This window comes from Microbacterium sp. STRO-2N (assembly GCF_057747775.1).
This window is the reverse complement of sequence record NZ_CM173223.1, coordinates 2,390,711-2,409,623: the sequence shown is the minus strand read 5'-3', so window position 1 is coordinate 2,409,623 and position 18,913 is coordinate 2,390,711. Positions and strand designations below refer to the sequence as shown.

Genomic DNA, 18,913 nt, shown 5'->3' with positions numbered 1-18,913 from the left:
CGGGATCAATCTTCCCGCAGATCCTCGAAGAGCGCAGTCGACAGGTACCGCTCGCCGGTGTCGGGAGTGACGACGACGATCTTCTTCCCGGCGTTCTCGGGACGGGCCGCCACCTGCAGCGCGGCCCAGACGGCGGCACCGCTCGAGATGCCGACGAGGATGCCCTCCTTGACGGCGAGCTCGCGCGAGGTCGAGATGGCGTCGTCGAACTCGACCGTGACGACCTCGTCGAAGACCTCGGTGTCGAGGATCGGCGGCACGAAGTTGGGGCCGATGCCCTGGATCTTCGCGGGACCCGGCGTGCCCGTCGACAGCAGCGGCGAGGCCGACGGCTCCACGGCGACGACCCGCACGTCGGGCTTGCGCTCCTTGAGCACCTGGCCGACGCCGGTGATGGTGCCGCCGGTGCCGACGCCGGCGACGAAGATGTCGACCTCGCCCTCGGTGTCGCGCCAGATCTCCTCGGCCGTGGTCTTGCGGTGGATCTCACGGTTCGCCTGGTTCTCGAACTGCTTCGCGAGGATCGCCCCGGGCGTCTCGGAGGCGATGCGCTCGGCCTCCGCGACGGCGCCCTTCATGCCGCCGGCCGGGTCGGTGAGCACGAGCTGCGCGCCGAAGGCCTTGAGGAGCAGCCGGCGCTCGACCGACATCGAGGACGGCATCGCGAGGATGACCTTGTAGCCCCGCGCGGCGCCGACCAGCGCGAGCGCGATACCGGTGTTGCCGCTCGTGGCCTCGACGATCGTGCCACCGGGCTTCAGCGCGCCGGATGCCTCGGCGGCGTCGACGATCGCGATGCCGAGGCGGTCCTTGACGCTCGAGCCGGGGTTGTAGAACTCGAGCTTCGCGTACACCTCGGCGCCCGCGCCCTCGGTGACGCGGTTGAGGCGGACGAGCGGCGTGTTGCCGAAAGCAGCGGTGATATCGGAGTGGATGCCGGGCATGTCGATCGGCCTTTCGGGTGAGTTCGCTCGGTTCGGATGCAGGCCCGGGCGTCATCGCGCGGGACGGCATCAGCCTAGGGGAGGAGATCGGCAGCATTACGGCATGTGACACCTGGGCCCGAGCGATACCAGGCGGGCGCTCCCGCGGGCCCTGAGGCCCGATCTCGGCGAGGTCACCTGCCCCGCCCGCGGCACGTAGGCTGAAGGCTCCATGTCGTCCGAGCGCCCCACCACCATGACCCTCTCCGCTGCCCTCAGGGCCGCGGTCGAACGACTCGCCGAGGCCGGTGTCGCCGATCCCGCCGTCGACGCGGAGCTCCTCGCCGCATTCGTCCTCGGGTCGGGGCGCGGGGGAGTGCAGGCGGCTGCGCTGCGCGGCGACGCGATCGGCGCGGACGACGCGCGCCGGCTCGACGAACTCGTCGCCCGCCGCGCCACTCGCGAGCCGCTGCAGCACATCACCGGACTGGCGCCGTTCCGCCACCTCGAGCTGCGCGTCGGTCCCGGCGTGTTCGTGCCGCGGCCCGAGACCGAGATCGTCGCGCAGCTCGCGATCGACGCGCTGCGCGCCGCGGCATCCGAAGCCCCCGTCGCGGTCGACCTGGGCACCGGGAGCGGCGCGATCGCCCTGGCCATGGCGACCGAGGTGCCGCACGCACGCGTCTTCGCCGCCGAGAACTCCGTCGACGCGTTCGTGTGGACGAAGGAGAACTTCGCCAGGGTCGGCGCCGAGAACGCCCGCCTCGCGTTCATCGACCTCGAGCATGCCTTCCCGGAGCTCGACGGCACGGTCTCGGTGGTCGCGTCGAATCCGCCGTACGTTCCGGATGCCGCGATCCCGCGCGACCCGGAGGTCCGATTCTTCGACCCGCCCGCGGCGCTGTACGGGGGAGCGGACGGGCTCGACGTGATCCGCGTCCTCAGTCGCGTCGGCCTGCGGCTTGCGCACTCCGGAGCGACGATCGTGATCGAGCACGGCGAATGGCAGGGCGAGGCGATCCGCGACCTCCTCACTGCGGACGGGTGGCGCGCCGCGGCGACCCACCCCGACCTCACGATGCGAGACCGCGCCACGACGGCGCTGCGTCCCTGAGATCGTGCACGACTGACGCCGGGGGCCGAGAGGCCGGCCCCGCGCCACTTGGGGCGGGGTCCGGGGGGGCCGGCCCTGCGCCACTTGGGGCGGGGTCCGGGGGGCCGGCCCTGCGCCACTTGGGGCGGGGTCCGGGGGGCCGGCCCCGCGCCAATTAGACTGTGGGCGACATGTCCCCCATCTACGACTGCCGCGACGAGGCAGAGCTGCTCACCGGCATGCGTCAGGCACGCCAGGCCATCGGACGCGGCGACCTCGTCGTCCTCCCGACCGACACCGTGTACGGAGTCGCCGCCGACGCGTTCAACGCGGCAGCCGTCGCGCGTCTGCTCGCGGCGAAGGGCCGCGGACGACAGTCCCCGCCGCCCGTCCTGGTGGCCGGGCTCGCCACCCTCCGCGCACTCGTGGCCGAGGTGCCCGAGCCGGTCGAGCGCCTCGTCGAATCGTTCTGGCCGGGCGGGCTGACGATCGTCCTGCCGGCGCAGCCGTCGCTGTCGTGGGACCTCGGCGAGACGCGCGGCACCGTCGCAGTGCGGATGCCCGCGCACCGCCTCGCCCTCGAGCTGCTCGAAGAGACCGGCCCGCTGGCGGTCTCGAGCGCGAACCTCACGGGCATGCCCGCCGGCGTCACCGCCGAGGACGCCCAGGAGATGCTCGGCGACACCGTCGCGGTGTACCTCAGCGACGGGCCGTCCAAGACCGGCGTGGCATCGACGATCGTCGACGCGACGAGCCTCGTCGGGGGAGCGGAACCGCTCGTGCGCGTCCTGCGCGAAGGCGCTGTCGAGCGTGCGCGCCTGCGGGAGGTGCTCGGCGATCTGCTCGAAGCCGATCCGGGCAGCGATGCGGAGGCCGAGGCCGGCAGCGAGGCGGAGTCCGGCTCCGAGGAGGCCGCTCCGCCCGCGGAGCCGGATCGCCCGTGAAGCAGTACGTCTTCACGATCCTCCTGACGGCGGCCGTCACGTTCGTCCTCTCGTGGGTCGTGTGGCGCGTCAGCCTGCGGTACAAGCTGTATCCCGGCATCCGGGACCGCGACGTCCACACGACGCCCACGCCGCGGCTCGGCGGCATCGCGATGTTCCTCGGCGTGGTGGCGGCGTTCGCGGTCTCGGCGCAGCATCCGTTCTTCGCCATCATCTGGTCCAACCCGCAGCAGGTCTACGCCCTGCTCGGCGCCGCGCTGATCATCGTCGTGATCGGCGTGCTCGACGACCTGTGGGATCTCGACTGGATGATCAAGCTCGGCGCGCAGTTCCTCGCCGCGGGCGTGATCGCGTGGTTCGGCCAGCTGCAGATCTACACCCTCCCGGTGGGCGGCATGGCGATCTTCTCGAGCTGGGTGAGCTTCACGCTCACGGTGTTCGCGATCGTGGTCGTCATGAACGCCGTCAACTTCATCGACGGCCTCGACGGCCTCGTGGCCGGCGTGTGCCTCATCGCGAACGCGGTGTTCTTCGCCTATTCGTACATGGTGTTCCGCGACACCGGGGCGAGCACCTACTTCAACCTCGCGTCCTTCATCGCCGCCGTCCTGATCGGGGCGTGCATCGGCTTCCTGCCTCTGAACTGGAGCCCGGCGCGGCTGTTCATGGGCGATGCGGGCGCACTCATGCTCGGCCTGCTGATGGCGTGCTCGGCGATCGCGATCACCGCGAACTTCGATCCCGCGATGCTGGGGGACAACGACCAGTTCGGCCGTTCGCAGCTCCTCGGTGCCTTCATCCCGATCCTGCTGCCGGTCGTGGTCGTGCTGCTTCCGCTGCTCGACTTCGGCCTTGCCGTCGTGCGCCGCATGAGCCGCGGGAAGTCGCCCTTCTCGCCCGACCGCAAGCACCTGCACCACCGCATGCTCGACATGGGCCACTCCGACCGCGATGCGGTGCTGATCTTCTACGCGTGGACGGCCCTGGTGAGCCTGTCGGTGCTGCTGATGTACATCGGCACGACCCTGGAGTGGCCAGGGGACTACCTCTTCGGCGTGGCCTACGGCGTCGTCGGCGTGGCCGCGTGCCTGGTCGTCACGTTCCTGCCCTCGCGTCGCCGCCCCGCGGCGCGCCCCCTGCCCGAGCCGGCGCACGACCCCGCGCCCGCGCATCTCCCGGAGAACGCCCGATGACACCCAGCCCCGTTTCCAGCACGCCGATCCTGCGCACCGTCCTGGTGTGGTCGGGCGCCGTCACCGCGATCCTCGCCGTCGCCGGCGCGGTCGTCGGCTACCTCGTCGCCGGCACGACGGGCCTCTGGAGCGCGCTGGTCGGCGTGCTCGTCGCCGCGGTGTTCCTCGCGATCACCGGCGCCAGCATCCTCATCGCCAATCGCTGGTACGGCGACGCGCTGTACGTGCCGCTGTTCTTCGCGATCGTGCTCGGCGGCTGGATCCTCAAGTTCGTCGTCTTCATCGTCGCGCTGCTGTTGCTGCGCGACCAGCCGTGGATCGAGCCGACCGTCTTCTTCGTCGCCGTCGTGGTGAGCGTGCTCGCCTCGCTCGCGGTCGACGTCGTCGTGCTGCTGCGCATGCGCGTGCCGCACGTGAGCGACGTGGAGCTTCCCACGGATCCGGATGCCGGGGACCGCGCCGGCGAGCCGGATCCGGGCCCGTGAGCGGCGCGGCCGACGGGATTCAGCGACCTCTCAAGTTTGATAGGCTGATCGTGCGCCCGCCCGCTCGCTCTGCGAGCGCTTGCGGAGTGACGCTCACCGACCATCGTCGCAACGGTTCTCGACCGATGCCCCGAAGCTGGAGCCAGCGCTGACTACTCAAGCTGCGACCCTGATCGCCCCCCTTGCCGCGGATGCCCCCGAGTTCCACGGGCCGTCGATCGACGAGTTCTTCCCCGAAGTCCTCTTCAACGTCTTCGGCGTCATCCCGGTCACCCGGATCAACCTGATCCAGATCCTCGCGACGATCGCCGTGGTGCTGATCTTCTGGCTCGGCACCCGCCGCATGCGCGTCGTCCCCGGACGGTTCCAGAGCATCGTCGAGATGGGCCTCGACTTCGTGCGCGTCAACATCGGCGAGGACCTCCTCGGCAAGAAGGACGCCCAGCGCTTCCTCCCGATCCTGACCACCATCTTCTTCATGGTGCTGTTCATGAACATCACGGGCATCATCCCGTTCCTGAACATCGCCGGCACGAGCATCATCGCCGTCCCGCTCACGCTCGCGATCGTGAGCTACGTCACCTTCATCTACGCGGGCATCAAGAAGAGCCCGAAGAACTTCTTCAAGAACTCGCTCTTCCCCTCCGGCGTGCCGTGGCCGATCTACATCATCGTCACCCCGATCGAGCTCATCTCGACGTTCATCATCCGGCCGGTGACGCTGACCCTCCGACTCCTCATGAACATGATGGTCGGCCACCTGCTGCTGGTGCTGTTCTTCGCCGCCACGCAATTCTTCATCTTCGACATGGGGGGCTGGTGGAGCCTGCTGGGCGCAGGCAGCCTCGCGTTCGGCTTCATCTTCACCCTGTTCGAAATCCTGGTGGCCGTCCTCCAGGCGTACGTCTTCGCTCTCCTCACCGCGGTCTACATCCAGCTCGCGGTCGCGGAAGAGCACTGAGCGGGTCGGTCCCCAACCTGTAATCACAGGACCGCCCACAACCGAAAGGAAACACCCCCGTGGACGCAACTACGGTTCTCGCCCAGGTCAGCGGAAACGTCGCGACGATGGGCTACGGCCTCGCCGCGATCGGTCCGGCCATCGGCGTGGGCATCGTCGTCGGCAAGACGATCGAGGGCGTGGCACGCCAGCCCGAGCTCGCCGGCCGCCTGCAGGTGCTCATGTGGATCGGTATCGCCTTCACCGAGGCGCTCGCCTTCATCGGCATCGCGACCTACTTCATCTTCCAGTAATCGCCGACACCAGTCTTAAGGAGACAGGATGCTGAACGCTCTTGTCGCGTACGCGGCGGAGGAGGGCGCGGCCCACAACCCGCTCATCCCCGCCTGGTACGACATCATCTGGTCGGCGGTCTGTTTCGTCGTCATCCTCGTGATCTTCTGGTTGGTCGCGCTTCCTCGCATGAAGAAGCTGCTCGACGAGCGCTCGGCCGCCATCGAGGGCAACATCGCGAAGGCCGACGAGGCGCAGCGCAAGGCCGAGGCGGCGCTCGAGGAGTACACCGCCCAGCTCGCCGACGCGCGCAAGGAGGCCGGTGAGATCCGCGACGCCGCCCGCGAGGACGGCAAGAAGATCGTCGCCGAGGCCAAGGACGCCGCATCCGCCGAGGCCGCTCGCCTCACCGCGACGGCCCATGCCCAGATCGAGGCCGAGCGCCAGACCGCGCTCGTGTCGCTGCGCAGCGAGGTGGGCACGCTCGCCCTCGACCTCGCCGGCGGCGTGATCGGCGAGACGCTGACCGACGACAAGAAGGCGCAGGCCGTCGTCGACCGCTTCCTCGCCGAGCTCGAGGCATCCGAAGGAGCCAGGGCGTAATGGGCAGCGCGACCACTCAGGCCCAGGCGGCGACGACCGCGGCGCTCGGCGCCGCGTCGGCAGTCGACCTCGACGTCGCCCGCGAGCTGTTCGCGGTGGCGCGCGCCGTGGGCGATTCGTCGCAGCTGAGCGGCGCGCTCGCCGACTCCTCGGCCTCACCCGAAGCGCGCCGCAAGGTCGTCGCCGACGTGTTCGGCTCCGCGGTGAAGCCCACGACGGCGTCGCTGCTGACGACCGCCGTCGAGCAGCGGTGGTCGGTTCCCGGCGACCTCGTCGAAGGCATCGAGGACCTCGCCGTGCGCGCGGCCGCCATCGCAGACCCGGCGGCCGACGTCGAGGGCGAGCTGTTCTCGTTCTCGCGCACCGTCGCCGACAACGCCGAGCTCGAGCTGGCACTCGGCAGCCGTCTCGGCGACGCCGAGGCGAAGGCCGGGCTCGTCGAGTCGCTGCTGAAGGGGCGCGCGAGCGCGGCGGCGACGCTGATCGCGTCGTCCCTCATCGGCAACCCGCGCGAGCGGCGCGTGCGCCAGCTCCTGGCTCGTGCCACGAGGCTCGTCGCCGATCAGCGCGGCCGCACCGTCGCCACCGTGGTCACCGCGGCGCCGCTCAGCGCGGCGCAGGCGGAGCGCCTCACGTCCACCCTGTCGAAGCGCTACGGCGCGCAGATCACCCTCAACACGGTCGTCGACCCGACCGTCGTGGGCGGCATGCGGGTGCAGATCGCCGACGACGTGATCGACGCGAGCGTGTCGGCACGACTGGCCGACCTCCGCCAGCGGCTGGCCGGCTAGCAAAGACTTCCCGCCTTCCGCGGAGATTTCGGGGCCGAGGCCCCATGAACGAAGGAAAACAATGGCAGATCTCTCTATCAGCCCCGACGTCATCCGTGACGCGCTGAAGGACTTCGTCGCCGCTTACGAGCCCACGGGCGCCGCGGCCACCGAGGTCGGCACCGTCATCGACGCCGCGGACGGCATCGCGCACGTCGAGGGCCTGCCCGGCGTCATGGCGAACGAGCTCGTGACGTTCGAGGACGGCACGAGCGGCCTCGCTCTGAACCTCGACGAGCACGAGATCGGCGTCGTCGTGCTCGGCGAGTTCTCGGGCGTCGAAGCGGGCCAGCAGGTCACCCGCACCGGCGAGGTCCTCTCGGTTCCCGTCGGCGACGGCTACCTCGGCCGTGTCGTCGACCCGCTCGGCAACCCGATCGACGGCCTCGGCGCCGTCGCAACCGAGGGTCGCCGTGCGCTCGAGCTGCAGGCCCCCGGCGTCATGCAGCGCAAGAGCGTGCACGAACCTCTCCAGACCGGCATCAAGGCGATCGACGCGATGATCCCGGTCGGCCGCGGCCAGCGCCAGCTCATCATCGGCGACCGCCAGACCGGCAAGACCGCGATCGCGATCGACACGATCATCAACCAGAAGGCCAACTGGGAATCCGGTGACGCCACCAAGCAGGTGCGCTGCATCTACGTCGCGATCGGCCAGAAGGGCTCGACGATCGCCGCCGTGAAGGGCGCCCTCGAGGACGCCGGGGCGATGGAGTACACCACCATCGTCGCCGCTCCGGCCTCCGACCCGGCCGGCTTCAAGTACCTCGCTCCGTACACCGGCTCGGCCATCGGCCAGCACTGGATGTACGGCGGCAAGCACGTCCTCATCATCTTCGATGACCTGACCAAGCAGGCCGAGGCGTACCGCGCCGTGTCGCTGCTGCTCCGCCGGCCGCCGGGTCGCGAGGCGTACCCCGGCGACGTCTTCTACCTGCACTCGCGTCTGCTCGAGCGGTGCGCGAAGCTCTCGGACGAGCTGGGCGCCGGCTCGATGACGGGTCTGCCGATCATCGAGACGAAGGCCAACGACGTCTCGGCGTACATCCCGACGAACGTCATCTCGATCACCGACGGACAGATCTTCCTGCAGTCCGATCTCTTCAACGCCAACCAGCGCCCCGCGGTCGACGTCGGCATCTCGGTGTCGCGCGTCGGCGGCGACGCCCAGGTGAAGTCGATCAAGAAGGTCTCGGGAACGCTCAAGCTCGAGCTCGCGCAGTACCGCTCGCTCGAGGCGTTCGCGATGTTCGCGTCCGACCTGGATGCGGCATCCCGTCGCCAGCTCGCGCGCGGTGCACGCCTGACCGAGCTGCTCAAGCAGCCGCAGTACTCGCCGTACCCGGTCGAGGAGCAGGTCGTTTCGATCTGGGCGGGCACGAACGGCAAGCTGGACTCGATCGAGGTCGAGGACGTGCTCGCGTTCGAGCGCGAGCTGCTGGACTACCTGCGCCGCAACACCACGATCCTCGACACCCTCCGCGACACCAACGTCCTCGATGACGACACCGTGGCGGAGCTCGCGAAGCGGACCGACGAGTTCATCCTCGAGTTCCAGGCGGGCAAGGGCCAGGCCATCGGCAAGCCGGGCCACGAAGAGGTCGCAGCCGCCGAGGCCGAAGACGTGAACCAGGAGAAGATCGTCAAGGGCCGCCGCTAAGGCGACACCGGACAGGGACAATGGGCGCACAACTCCGGGTCTACAAGCAGAAGATCAGCACTGCTCAGACGACCAAGAAGATCACGAAGGCGATGGAGCTCATCGCGGCTTCGCGCATCCAGAAGGCGATGGCGCGCGTCCGCGCGTCCTCGCCCTTCGCGCGGGCCGTGACGCGGGCCGTCTCCGCCGTGGCGACGCACTCGAACGTCGATCACCCGCTGACCGTCGAACGTGAGACGATCCGCCGCTCGGCCGTGGTGATCTTCACGTCCGACCGCGGACTCGCGGGCGCGTTCAACTCGCAGATCCTCCGCGAGGGCCTGGAGCTCGCGCAGCTGGTGCGCGAGCAGGGCAAGGAGCCGGTGTTCTACCTCGTCGGCCGCAAGGCCGTCGGCTACTTCCAGTTCCGTCGCATGGAGAGCGCGGCGGAGTGGACCGGTGACACCGACACGCCGCACTTCAGCACCGCTGAAGAGATCGCGGCCGTGCTCCTGGACGCGTACGACCGCGGCGGCGCCGACGGCGGCGTGGACGAGATCCACCTCGTCTACAACCGCTTCGTCAGCATGATGACGCAGTCTCCCGAGACCGTGCGCCTGCTCCCGCTGGAGGTCGTCGAGGCCGAGGAGTCGGCAACGGCGCAGGTGTATCCGCTGTACGAGTTCGAGCCGGATGCCGAGGTCGTACTCGACGCCCTGCTGCCGGTGTACATCCAGAGCCGCGTCTTCAACGCGCTCCTGCAGTCGTCGGCAGCGAAGCACGCCGCGACCCAGAAGGCGATGAAGTCGGCCAGCGACAACGCCGACAAGCTCATCACCGACTACACGCGCCTGCGCAACAACGCGCGCCAGGCCGAGATCACTCAGCAGATCGCCGAGATCGTCGGCGGCGCCGACGCGCTCTCATCGGGCAAGTAGCACCGGCGCCCGGCACACAAGCACTGCGCAACAGACCATACGAAAGAGAAGAAGCCATGAGCCTCACCGCTGAGAAGACCGCGACCGCGGTCGGGCGCGTCGCGCGCGTCACCGGCCCGGTCGTCGACATCGAGTTCCCGCACGACTCGATCCCCGACATCTACAACGCGCTCAAGACCACCATCACCATCGGCGACGAGTCGACCGAGATCACGCTCGAGGTCGCTCAGCACCTCGGCGACGACCTGGTCCGGGCGATCTCGCTGAAGCCCACCGACGGCATGGTCCGCGGCCAGGAGGTGCGCGACACGGGCGGCCCGATCACGGTGCCCGTCGGCGACGTCACCAAGGGCCGTGTGTTCAACGTGACCGGCGACGTGCTGAACGGCGAGCCCGGCGAGACCATCGAGGTCACCGAGCGCTGGGGTATCCACCGCAAGGCGCCGGCGTTCGACCAGCTCGAGTCGAAGACGCAGATGTTCGAGACCGGCATCAAGGTCATCGACCTGCTCACCCCGTACGTGCAGGGTGGAAAGATCGGCCTCTTCGGCGGTGCGGGCGTCGGCAAGACCGTCCTCATCCAGGAGATGATCCAGCGCGTCGCGCAGGACCACGGCGGCGTGTCCGTGTTCGCCGGCGTCGGCGAGCGCACGCGTGAGGGCAACGACCTCATCCACGAGATGGAGGAGGCGGGCGTCTTCGACAAGACCGCGCTCGTCTTCGGCCAGATGGACGAGCCGCCGGGGACGCGCCTGCGCGTCGCCCTGTCGGCCCTGACCATGGCGGAGTACTTCCGCGACGTGCAGAAGCAGGACGTGCTGCTGTTCATCGACAACATCTTCCGCTTCACGCAGGCGGGCTCGGAGGTGTCGACGCTGCTCGGCCGCATGCCCTCCGCGGTGGGCTACCAGCCGAACCTCGCCGACGAGATGGGCATCCTCCAGGAGCGCATCACCTCCACGCGCGGCCACTCGATCACCTCGCTGCAGGCGATCTACGTCCCCGCCGACGACTACACCGACCCGGCGCCCGCGACCACGTTCGCGCACCTCGACGCCACGACCGAGCTCTCGCGCGAGATCGCGTCGAAGGGTCTGTACCCCGCGGTCGACCCGCTGGCGTCGACGAGCCGCATCCTCGACCCGCGCTACATCGGCGAGGACCACTACCGCGTGGCCACCGCCGTGAAGCAGATCCTGCAGAAGAACAAGGAGCTGCAGGAGATCATCGCGATCCTCGGTGTCGACGAGCTCTCCGAAGAGGACAAGATCGTCGTGTCGCGCGCACGCCGCATCCAGCAGTTCCTCTCGCAGAACACCTACATGGCGAAGAAGTTCACCGGCGTCGAGGGCTCGACCGTCCCGATCAAGGAGACCATCGAGTCGTTCGACGCGATCGTCAAGGGCGAGTTCGACCACGTGGCCGAGCAGGCCTTCTTCAACGTCGGCGGCATCTCCGACGTCGAAGAGGCATGGGCTCGCATCCAGAAGGAGAACGGCTGACATGCCGCTCAAGGTGAGTCTCGTCTCCGCTGACGCGGAGGTCTGGTCGGGAGAGGCGTCGCTCGTCGTCGCCAAGACCGTCCTGGGCGAGATCGGCTTCATGCCGGGGCACGAGCCGGTGCTGGCGATCCTCGCCGAAGGTCAGGTGCGCATCACCGAGACTTCCGGCACGAAGATCATCGCCAACGCACAGGACGGCTTCCTCTCGATGGAGGGCGACGACCTCACGATCGTCGCCGGCAATGCGGCGCTGATCGCCTGACACCGATCCTCACGCGTCGGCCGGTCCCCTCGGGGACCGGCCGACGCGCGTTTCCGGGAGCATGATGCTGATTCTTCTGCCGCCCTCCGAGACCAAGAGGGCAGGCGGCTCCGGCCGCCCCCTCGACGTGGACGGGCTCGCGCTGCCGAAGCTCGCGCCGCAGCGCCACGCCGTCGTCGATGCGCTGGTGGCGCTCTCGGCCGACGAGGAGCACGCCGCGAGGGTGCTGAAGCTCGGGGCCACCCAGCGCGGCGACATCGCCGCGAACGCCGTGCTGCGCGACGCGCGGACGATGGCGGCGGTCGACCGCTACACCGGTGTTCTCTTCGACGCACTCGACGCGGCATCCCTCGACGCGTCCGCGCGTCGCTGGCTCGGTGCGCATGCGCTGATCCACTCCGCCCCGTTCGGGCCGGTCGGCGCGCTAGACCGCATCCCCGCGTACCGCCTCGGGGCCTCGACGGCGCTTCCCGGGGTGCCGCCGCTGCGACGCGTGTGGGCCGATGCCGTGACCACCGCGATCGCGGAGCTCGAGCCGCGTTTCGTGCTCGATTTGCGATCCGAGGCGTATGCGGCGCTGGGCCCGGTTCCCGCCGGGGTCCCGTCTCACTATGTCCGGGTGGTGACCGAGGGCCCGGACGGCGCGGCGCGCGCCCTCAACCACTTCAACAAGCACGCCAAGGGAGCCCTGGTGCGCCGCCTGGCCACCGAGCGCCCGCGGGTCGCCTCGCGCGGCGGGTTCGTCCGGTGGGCGGATGCCGCGGGGCTGCGCGTGCGAGAGAACGCCGCGGGCGAGCTCGAGCTCTTCGCCTGAGCCCGCCGACCGGCGCCCGGTCGTCAGCGCCGCGTGTGCTGTGCCGTGCGCTCGGTGTTCTCCGCGATCGCGATGAGCGCGACGACGGCCTCGATGATGAACCGCAGCAGGACGATCGCGAGGAACGTCAGGACCGGCACGATGACGATGGTCGCGATGAGGGCGCTGATCCCTGCTCCGACGTTGAAAGACATCACGGAGATGGCGCCCAGGATGCCGCTGACGAAATACACCAGGAACCCGATGCCGATGGCGACGAGGCCGACGAGGTAGAAGACGCTCGCGAGACGGCGCGTGATGAAGGTGCGGAACGACAGGTCGAACAGCGCGGAGAAGAATCCCTTCCCCACCTGGTTGACCTCGCCGCCGACCGTCGGCACGCCGGTGTCGTCGGGGTCGTTCGCGGCGGAGTACGCCGGGCGCGATGTCTCGGGCGGTGTCTGGCCGGTGCGGGCGGCCTCCGCGGCTGACCGTTCGGGCAGCGGCGGGGGAGTGGGCGCGGCGGCATTCGGATCGCTCATGCGGCTCCTTCGGTCGAGAGGTTGTGCTCAGGCTATCCACCGGGTGCGGGCGAGGCCATCCCCTGGACATGCCGCAATCTGCTGACACGGAGTCGGGCGCGTCGCTAGCATGTGTCGAGCGGGGCAGGGGCTCCGTGGACGCCGACACGCGTCCTGCATCGACACTCGGAGGTCGCTCCATCATGTACGACGACGATTACGGAGTAGGGGTCGCGCTCGCGTGGCTCGTCCTGCTGCCGTTCTTCTTGCTGTTCCTGGTGGCGGGCTACGTCATCTACTCGTGGTTCCTCATGAAGATCTTCGAGAAGGCCGGTGTGCAGGGACGGTGGCGCGCCTGGGTCCCTGTCTACAACACCCTGATCTTCTCCAAGCTCGGCGACCTCAACCCGTGGTGGCTGCTCGTCCTGTGGGGCGGCTACATCGTGCTGTTCTGGGTGCCGGTGCTCGGGTGGCTCATCGGCATCGCCGCCTTCCTCTACACGCTGCTGGCCGCGTGGCGCGTCGGTCTGAAGCTGCAGAAGGAGGCGGTGTGGCTCATCCTCTACTTCTTCCTCTCGATCGTCTGGTTCGGCATCAACGCGTTCGACCGCTCGCGCTGGAACACCGCGATCCCGGCCGCTCCGTGGGCGGGCAACTTCCTCGCCGACAACACGGTGTGGGCCGGCGTCCCGAGTCAGACGCCCGCGGGCGGGTACCCGGCCAATCCCGCCACGGCGCCCGCCGGCTACGCACCCCCGGCGGGGTATCAGCCGCCGGCCGGCTACGCGCCGCCCGCACCGCCGGCGCCTTCGGTCACCCAGCCTCCGGCTGCGTCCGAGCCCCCGGTGACGCCGCCGCCCGCCGCCCCGTCCGCTCCTGCGCCGTCCGCTCAGCCGCCGGCCGCTGAGCCGCCCGCTTCGGAGCCGCCGGCATCCGAGCCGCCGCGGCCGTAGCCACGCACGACGCAACGACCCCTCACCTTCCCGGTGAGGGGTCGTTGCGCGTGCGGCGCAGCCGAGCGCCTTCGCGCGCCGCTACGTTGGAAGGATGACGTCCTCCACTGTCCCGCACCGCCCCATGGGCGCGTCCGGCCTTCTCGTATCGGCCGTCGGCCTCGGCTGCAACAACTTCGGCCGGCCCGGCACGCGCACCGAGACGATCGACGGCACCCGTGATGTGCTCGATGCCGCCATCGACGCCGGCGTGACCTTCCTGGACACCGCCGACATGTACGGCCGCGACCCCGGGCTCTCGGAGACCCTCATGGGCGAGGCGCTCAAGGGGCGGCGGGACCACGTCACCCTGGCGACGAAGTTCGGGCATTCCGGTCGCGACATGGGCTACCCGATCTCGGGGGCGAAGGGCTCCCGGTCGTACGTGCGACGCGCGGTCGAGGCATCCCTGTCACGCCTGCAGACCGAGTGGATCGACCTCTACCAGCTGCACACCCCGGATCCGCACACGCCCATCGAAGAGACGCTCGACGTGCTCGCCGATCTCGTCCGCGAGGGCAAGGTGCGCTACATCGGCCACTCGAACCTCAGTGGCTGGCAGATCGCCGAGGCGCACTATGTCGCGGCGCAGCGCGCAGGGGTGCCGTTCGTGTCGGCGCAGAACCACTACAGCCTGCTCGCGCGGGCGGCGGAGCGCGAGGTGCTCCCGGCGGTCGAGCGGTTCGGACTCGGCTTCCTGCCGTACTTCCCGTTGCACAACGGTCTGCTCACCGGCAAGTTCACGCGCGATCACGCGCCGGCGGATTCGCGCATCATGCGACAGCGTCAGCACGTGTGGCAGGAGGCGCCGTGGGACGCGCTCGAGGAGTATCGCGCGTTCTGCGACGAGCGCGGGATCACCATGCTCGAGGCGACGTTCGGGTGGATGCTGGCTCGGCCGTCGCTCGCGAGCGTCATCGCCGGTGCGACCAGCCCCGATCAGGTCCGTGCGAACGCCGCGGCGGCGACGGCGTGGTCGCCGAACCTCGAGGAGCTCGCGCGGATCGACGCGATGTTCCCGCTCCCGGAGGATCCGGGGGCGAGGGTCTGACGCCCTTCGGGGTGGGGTTCCCTGCGCGGTCCGCGGGGCGGGGGCCACTAGTATGTGAGGACGCAGGGCCGACCGGCTCTGATGCCGCGGACGGGGAGGACAGGGCGTGCCCGAGGTATCCACCCAGTCCCGCACCGTCCCGGTGCCGGGTGGCGAACTCGAACTGTCGTGGGCATCGGTCACCGACACCGGCCGCCGCCGCGAGGTCAACCAGGACGCCGTCTTCGCCGCCTTCCCGCTGTTCGTCGTGGCGGACGGGATGGGCGGCCATGTCGGCGGCGAGATCGCGAGCGCGCGCACGATCGAGCGGCTGAGCGCCGTCGCCGATGCCGGCACCGTGACCCCGAAGACGATCGAGAAAGCGCTCGCGCGCGCCGTCAAAGACATCGCGGCGCACCCCGAGGCGACCGACGACGGGACCGGAACGACGGTCACCGGGCTGTTCCTGGACACCTCGGGCGACGCGCCGCACTGGGTGACGCTGAACATCGGCGACTCGCGCGTGTATCTCGTGCGCGACGGCGCGATCGTCCAGATCACCACGGACCATTCGGTCGTGCAGGAGCTCGTCGCGGCGGGGCGCCTGAGCCCGGAAGAGGCCGAGAACCACCCGTACGGCAACGTCATCACGCGCGCGGTCGGTCCCAGTGAGGGCGTCACGCCCGACTACGTGCGGCTGGACGTCATCGAGGGCGACCGGTTCGTGATCTGCTCCGACGGGCTGACGAAGGAGCTCACGGATTACGGCATCCGTCACTTCCTCGATGAGAACCCCGACCCCGCGGCCGCCGTGTCTGCGATGCTCGAGGCAGCTCTCGAGAACGGCGGGCGCGACAACATCACGATCGTGGTCCTGGACGTGGGGCGCACCGCCGAGGGCGACGACTCCTCCACAGCCGAGGACTGACCGGCCCACGACGCGGGTTGTCCACATCGGGCGTCCTGCGCGGTGAGGGCGGGCGGGGGACGCGGTGGACTGAGGTGTGCTCTCGCTCCGCGACTTTCCGAACCTCGCTCCGTTCATCTTGCCGCTTCAGGACGACGAGCCGCTGACGCTGCCGCCGGTGTGGACGCCGCCTCCGCGGCCCCCGTTCCCTGTCATCGCCGCCATCGTCCCCGTCGTCGGCGCGGTCGCGCTGTGGCTCGTCACCGGGTCGATGCTCACCCTGTGGCTGGCGCTGCTCGGCCCGCTGATCGCGGCCGCCACCATGCTCGACGCTCGTCGCGGTGCCCGGCGCGAGGCGCGGCGGGCGGCGGCGGACGCCGCCCGTGCCCGCGATCGAGTGGCCGCGGCGATCACGACTCGCCACGAAGCCGAGCGGTCGCAGCTGTGGCTGCGGCATCCCGACGTCGCCCGGTTCCTCGAGCGTGAGGACGACATCTGGCGCGGCGACCGGGCGCCGGTCATCGTCGTCGGCGAGGGCGAGCGGAGCAGCGCCGTGCGCGTCACCGGTGGCGAGGGTGAACCGGATGCTGCGGCCCTGCGTCGTCGCGCGGGCCGGCTGGGCGGCGCACCCGTCGTCGTCCCGGCCGAGGCGGGTATCGCGGTCGTCGGGGGCGATGCGGTCACGGCGGCGGTGCAGCGCGGGCTGGTGCTGCAGCTGTGCCTCGCGCTGGCCCCGGGCGAGCTGCGGATCGTGGGGTCGCTCGACGGCGACCTCCGCTGGGCGGCGGCGCTTCCGCACCGAGCGGCGCACTCCGGTGAGCGCCTGGCGGTCCTCGCGCCAGGGGAGCGGATCCCCGCGGACGCGGACATCGCGATCGCCCGGTGCCGCCCGGGCGAGCCGCCGCCGCCCGGGTGCGCCGTCGTCCTGACGGTGGGCTCGCCCGATGCCGCGCGCCTCGAGCACGGTGGTGAAGGGGCGGCGCTGCGCGTGGAGGGTGTCGGGCAAGCCCAGGCCGAGGCGATCGCGGCGGAGCTCGCAGCGCGCGCCGAGCGGACGCTCGGCCTGGCCCGCAGCGGTGGCGGGCCGATCGCGCTGGCGCCGCTCCTCGCGGCCGTACCCGCCGTCGGGCGGGGAGGCCTCGCGGTGCCGATCGGCCTCACCGGCGGCGAGCCCGCGTTCGTCGATCTGACCGTGGACGGTCCGCACGCGGTCGTGGCAGGTGTCACCGGCGCGGGCAAGAGCGAGCTCCTGATCACGTGGATCCTCGCGCTGTGCGCCACCCGCACCCCCGACGATGTCACCTTCCTGCTCGCAGACTTCAAAGGCGGCACCGCGTTCGACGGTCTCATGGCGCTGCCGCACGTCACGGGCGTGATCACCGATCTCGACGGCGCAGGTGCACGTCGCGCCATCGAGAGTCTGCGGGCGGAGCTGCGACACCGAGAGGCGACGATCGCCGCCGCAGGGGCGCGCGACATCCTCGATGCGAGGGTGACCCTGCCGCGCCTCGTCGTCGTGGTCGACGAGTTCGCCGCTCTGCTCGGCGACCATCCCGAGCTCCATTCCCTGTTCGCCGACGTCGCCGCGCGGGGCCGCGCGCTGGGAATCCATCTCATCCTGGGCACGCAGCGGGCCGCCGGCGTCATCCGCGAGAGCCTCCTCGCCAACTGCCCGCTGCGCATCAGCCTGCGAGTCACCGACCCGGCCGACAGCCGTGCGCTGCTCGGATCCGACGAGGCGGCGCTGCTGCCGGGAGGGGTCGATGGCCGCGGCAGGGCTCTCGTGCGCCGCGCCGGCGACGGTGCGCCGCAGCACGTGACCATCGCGCTGTCCGATGACGGCGACCTCGCCACGGCCGCAGCGCAGACCGGCCGGCAGGAGGCCCGTCGCCCGTGGCTTCCGGCGCTTCCCGCGCGCTTGCCCCTCGAGGAGGTGGTCGCGCGAGCGCACGGCGAGCGTGATGGTCGAACACCCGGGTCATGGGAAAGGAGTGATCCCTCCGACGACGTCGCGCTGTCCGACCGCCCCCTCCTGCTCGGACTCGCGGACGAGCCCGAGTTCCAACGCCAGCCCTTCGTCAGGCTGCGCACCGCGGACCGGGCGCTGCTCGTGCTGGGCGGGCCGGGCGCCGGAGTCTCCAACACGCTCGAGGTCGTGGCGGCGCAGGCCGGCGCGCGCCTGGTGCGGGTGCCGCGCGATCCGGAGGGGATGTGGGATGCCGTGGCCCGGCTCGCCGGGACAAGGCCACCCGAGGGCGCCGTCGTGGTGTTCGACGACCTCGACGGCACCGTGCCGCGGTTCCCGCCGGAGTACGCCCAGGTGATCGCAGAGCGGATCGAGCACGTGGTGCGCGCGGCGCCGGACTCGAGCGCGCTGGTCGTCGCCGGGGCGCACCGCCTGGCCGGGTCGGTCTCGAGGCTCGCCGACCTCTTTCCTCGACGGCTCATCCTTCCCTACCCGACCCGCACCGATCACGCTGCGGCGGGCGGGGATCCGTCGGCGCACGATCCGGCCGCTCCCGCGGGGAGAGGCAGGCTCGACGGCCGTATCGTGCAGATCGCCCTGGCTCCCGAAGCGGGCCGCGCGGTGCGCCGAGAGCCGGCGGCGTGGGTGCCCGCCGCACGGCTCACGGGCCTGGTCGCCCGGCGCTCGCCGGCCTGCCGCGAAGCGCTCGCGGTGTGGGAGCGTCTCGGCATCGCCGTGCGAGACGTCGACGCGTACGCCGCGGATCCGGCGACAGAGCTCGGTGCGCGGATCGTCGTGGTGGGCGAGCCTGATGACTGGCAGCGGCACTGGCGGCTCCTCGCCGACGTGCGTGGCGACCATGACCTCGTCGTCGATGCGTCGTGCGCGGCCGAGCTACGCGTCGTGGCGGGCTTTCGCGGCGTTCCGCCCTACTGCGAGCCTGGTCGCGGCAGGGCGTGGCTGATGTCGGCCGGCGCCGAGCCCGTGAGGATCGTGCTTCCGGACGCCGACGCCCGCGCGGTGCGCGCCACGATCACGGACGTCGCCTGAGCGCGGCG

19 protein-coding genes are annotated in these 18,913 nt (G+C 70.6%); 17 read left to right on the top strand and 2 right to left on the bottom strand.

Annotated features, from left to right (window positions below):
• Window positions 1-5 precede the first annotated feature (5 nt).
• Window positions 6-944: a cysteine synthase A gene (cysK, locus tag AC3ANN_RS11300; RefSeq protein ID WP_488337499.1), complete on the bottom strand. Its 939-nt coding sequence runs from the start codon at window positions 942-944 to the stop codon at window positions 6-8.
• A 211-nt stretch (window positions 945-1,155) separates the two neighbouring features.
• Here cysK and prmC point away from each other — a divergent pair, with 211 nt between their 5' ends.
• From prmC to AC3ANN_RS11235, 13 genes are all read left to right on the top strand, one after another.
• Complete coding sequence (gene prmC / locus AC3ANN_RS11295; RefSeq protein ID WP_488337498.1) at window positions 1,156-2,037, top strand: peptide chain release factor N(5)-glutamine methyltransferase; 882 nt, start codon at window positions 1,156-1,158, stop codon at window positions 2,035-2,037.
• A gap of 170 nt (window positions 2,038-2,207) precedes the next feature.
• The gene (locus AC3ANN_RS11290; protein WP_488337497.1) at window positions 2,208-2,960 is read left to right on the top strand and encodes an L-threonylcarbamoyladenylate synthase; all 753 of its coding nucleotides are present in this window, start codon (window positions 2,208-2,210) and stop codon (window positions 2,958-2,960) included.
• On the top strand, window positions 2,957-4,153 hold the full coding sequence (locus tag AC3ANN_RS11285; protein WP_488337496.1) for an MraY family glycosyltransferase: 1,197 nt from the start codon (window positions 2,957-2,959) through the stop codon (window positions 4,151-4,153). The genes AC3ANN_RS11290 and AC3ANN_RS11285 overlap by 4 nt, the downstream gene beginning before the upstream one ends.
• On the top strand, window positions 4,150-4,638 hold the full coding sequence (locus AC3ANN_RS11280) for a Cg1360 family ATP-synthase-associated protein (RefSeq protein WP_488337495.1): 489 nt from the start codon (window positions 4,150-4,152) through the stop codon (window positions 4,636-4,638). The genes AC3ANN_RS11285 and AC3ANN_RS11280 overlap by 4 nt, the downstream gene beginning before the upstream one ends.
• A 169-nt stretch (window positions 4,639-4,807) precedes the next feature.
• Window positions 4,808-5,599 carry a F0F1 ATP synthase subunit A gene (atpB, locus tag AC3ANN_RS11275; RefSeq protein ID WP_488340820.1) on the top strand — a complete coding sequence of 264 codons (792 nt, stop codon included), beginning with the start codon at window positions 4,808-4,810 and terminating at the stop codon, window positions 5,597-5,599.
• Between the two features lie 59 nt (window positions 5,600-5,658).
• Window positions 5,659-5,892: an ATP synthase F0 subunit C gene (atpE, locus tag AC3ANN_RS11270; protein ID WP_273541848.1), complete on the top strand. Its 234-nt coding sequence runs from the start codon at window positions 5,659-5,661 to the stop codon at window positions 5,890-5,892.
• A gap of 28 nt (window positions 5,893-5,920) precedes the next feature.
• Window positions 5,921-6,475 carry a F0F1 ATP synthase subunit B gene (locus AC3ANN_RS11265; protein ID WP_488337494.1) on the top strand — a complete coding sequence of 185 codons (555 nt, stop codon included), beginning with the start codon at window positions 5,921-5,923 and terminating at the stop codon, window positions 6,473-6,475.
• The gene (locus AC3ANN_RS11260) at window positions 6,475-7,266 is read left to right on the top strand and encodes a F0F1 ATP synthase subunit delta (protein WP_488337493.1); all 792 of its coding nucleotides are present in this window, start codon (window positions 6,475-6,477) and stop codon (window positions 7,264-7,266) included. The genes AC3ANN_RS11265 and AC3ANN_RS11260 overlap by 1 nt, the downstream gene beginning before the upstream one ends.
• 61 nt (window positions 7,267-7,327) lie before the next feature.
• Window positions 7,328-8,965, top strand: a complete 1,638-nt coding sequence (gene atpA / locus AC3ANN_RS11255; RefSeq protein WP_488337492.1) for a F0F1 ATP synthase subunit alpha — start codon at window positions 7,328-7,330, stop codon at window positions 8,963-8,965.
• Window positions 8,966-8,985: 20 nt separating this feature from the next.
• The gene (locus AC3ANN_RS11250) at window positions 8,986-9,882 is read left to right on the top strand and encodes a F0F1 ATP synthase subunit gamma (protein ID WP_488337491.1); all 897 of its coding nucleotides are present in this window, start codon (window positions 8,986-8,988) and stop codon (window positions 9,880-9,882) included.
• A gap of 56 nt (window positions 9,883-9,938) precedes the next feature.
• On the top strand, window positions 9,939-11,384 hold the full coding sequence (gene atpD / locus AC3ANN_RS11245) for a F0F1 ATP synthase subunit beta (RefSeq protein ID WP_488337490.1): 1,446 nt from the start codon (window positions 9,939-9,941) through the stop codon (window positions 11,382-11,384).
• Between the two features lies 1 nt (window position 11,385).
• On the top strand, window positions 11,386-11,646 hold the full coding sequence (locus AC3ANN_RS11240) for a F0F1 ATP synthase subunit epsilon (protein ID WP_488337489.1): 261 nt from the start codon (window positions 11,386-11,388) through the stop codon (window positions 11,644-11,646).
• Window positions 11,647-11,710: 64 nt separating this feature from the next.
• Window positions 11,711-12,460 (top strand): YaaA family protein, encoded by a 750-nt coding sequence (locus AC3ANN_RS11235; protein ID WP_488337488.1) that lies wholly within the window; start codon window positions 11,711-11,713, stop codon window positions 12,458-12,460.
• A 23-nt stretch (window positions 12,461-12,483) separates the two neighbouring features.
• On the opposite strand, the gene AC3ANN_RS11230 is transcribed toward AC3ANN_RS11235, so the two are convergent.
• Complete coding sequence (locus tag AC3ANN_RS11230) at window positions 12,484-12,981, bottom strand: DUF4282 domain-containing protein (RefSeq protein ID WP_488337487.1); 498 nt, start codon at window positions 12,979-12,981, stop codon at window positions 12,484-12,486.
• A 182-nt stretch (window positions 12,982-13,163) separates the two neighbouring features.
• Here AC3ANN_RS11230 and AC3ANN_RS11225 point away from each other — a divergent pair, with 182 nt between their 5' ends.
• The 4 genes from AC3ANN_RS11225 to AC3ANN_RS11210 all read left to right on the top strand — a co-directional run bounded on the left by AC3ANN_RS11225 (window position 13,164) and on the right by AC3ANN_RS11210 (window position 18,905).
• A complete protein-coding gene (locus tag AC3ANN_RS11225) occupies window positions 13,164-13,913 on the top strand; it encodes a large exoprotein (protein ID WP_488337486.1) in 750 nt (249 codons plus the stop codon).
• A gap of 94 nt (window positions 13,914-14,007) precedes the next feature.
• Window positions 14,008-15,003 carry an aldo/keto reductase gene (locus AC3ANN_RS11220; RefSeq protein WP_488337485.1) on the top strand — a complete coding sequence of 332 codons (996 nt, stop codon included), beginning with the start codon at window positions 14,008-14,010 and terminating at the stop codon, window positions 15,001-15,003.
• Between the two features lie 106 nt (window positions 15,004-15,109).
• Window positions 15,110-15,910 carry a PP2C family protein-serine/threonine phosphatase gene (locus AC3ANN_RS11215; protein WP_488337484.1) on the top strand — a complete coding sequence of 267 codons (801 nt, stop codon included), beginning with the start codon at window positions 15,110-15,112 and terminating at the stop codon, window positions 15,908-15,910.
• 76 nt (window positions 15,911-15,986) lie between these two features.
• A complete protein-coding gene (locus AC3ANN_RS11210; RefSeq protein ID WP_488337483.1) occupies window positions 15,987-18,905 on the top strand; it encodes an FtsK/SpoIIIE domain-containing protein in 2,919 nt (972 codons plus the stop codon).
• Window positions 18,906-18,913: the final 8 nt, after the last annotated feature.

Bases quoted from the DNA above. Each gene is read 5' to 3' on its own strand.
- AC3ANN_RS11280 (WP_488337495.1), top strand. From the start codon at position 4,150: ATGACACCCAGCCCCGTTTCCAGCACGCCGATCCTGCGCACCGTCCTG.
- AC3ANN_RS11290 (WP_488337497.1), top strand. From the start codon at position 2,208: ATGTCCCCCATCTACGACTGCCGCGACGAGGCAGAGCTGCTCACCGGC.
- AC3ANN_RS11225 (WP_488337486.1), top strand. From the start codon at position 13,164: ATGTACGACGACGATTACGGAGTAGGGGTCGCGCTCGCGTGGCTCGTC.
- AC3ANN_RS11235 (WP_488337488.1), top strand. From the start codon at position 11,711: ATGCTGATTCTTCTGCCGCCCTCCGAGACCAAGAGGGCAGGCGGCTCC.
- AC3ANN_RS11250 (WP_488337491.1), top strand. From the start codon at position 8,986: ATGGGCGCACAACTCCGGGTCTACAAGCAGAAGATCAGCACTGCTCAG.
- AC3ANN_RS11220 (WP_488337485.1), top strand. From the start codon at position 14,008: ATGACGTCCTCCACTGTCCCGCACCGCCCCATGGGCGCGTCCGGCCTT.
- atpA (WP_488337492.1), top strand. From the start codon at position 7,328: ATGGCAGATCTCTCTATCAGCCCCGACGTCATCCGTGACGCGCTGAAG.
- AC3ANN_RS11265 (WP_488337494.1), top strand. From the start codon at position 5,921: ATGCTGAACGCTCTTGTCGCGTACGCGGCGGAGGAGGGCGCGGCCCAC.
- prmC (WP_488337498.1), top strand. From the start codon at position 1,156: ATGTCGTCCGAGCGCCCCACCACCATGACCCTCTCCGCTGCCCTCAGG.
- AC3ANN_RS11230 (WP_488337487.1), bottom strand. From the start codon at position 12,981: ATGAGCGATCCGAATGCCGCCGCGCCCACTCCCCCGCCGCTGCCCGAA.
- AC3ANN_RS11240 (WP_488337489.1), top strand. From the start codon at position 11,386: ATGCCGCTCAAGGTGAGTCTCGTCTCCGCTGACGCGGAGGTCTGGTCG.
- cysK (WP_488337499.1), bottom strand. From the start codon at position 944: ATGCCCGGCATCCACTCCGATATCACCGCTGCTTTCGGCAACACGCCG.
- AC3ANN_RS11260 (WP_488337493.1), top strand. From the start codon at position 6,475: ATGGGCAGCGCGACCACTCAGGCCCAGGCGGCGACGACCGCGGCGCTC.
- atpD (WP_488337490.1), top strand. From the start codon at position 9,939: ATGAGCCTCACCGCTGAGAAGACCGCGACCGCGGTCGGGCGCGTCGCG.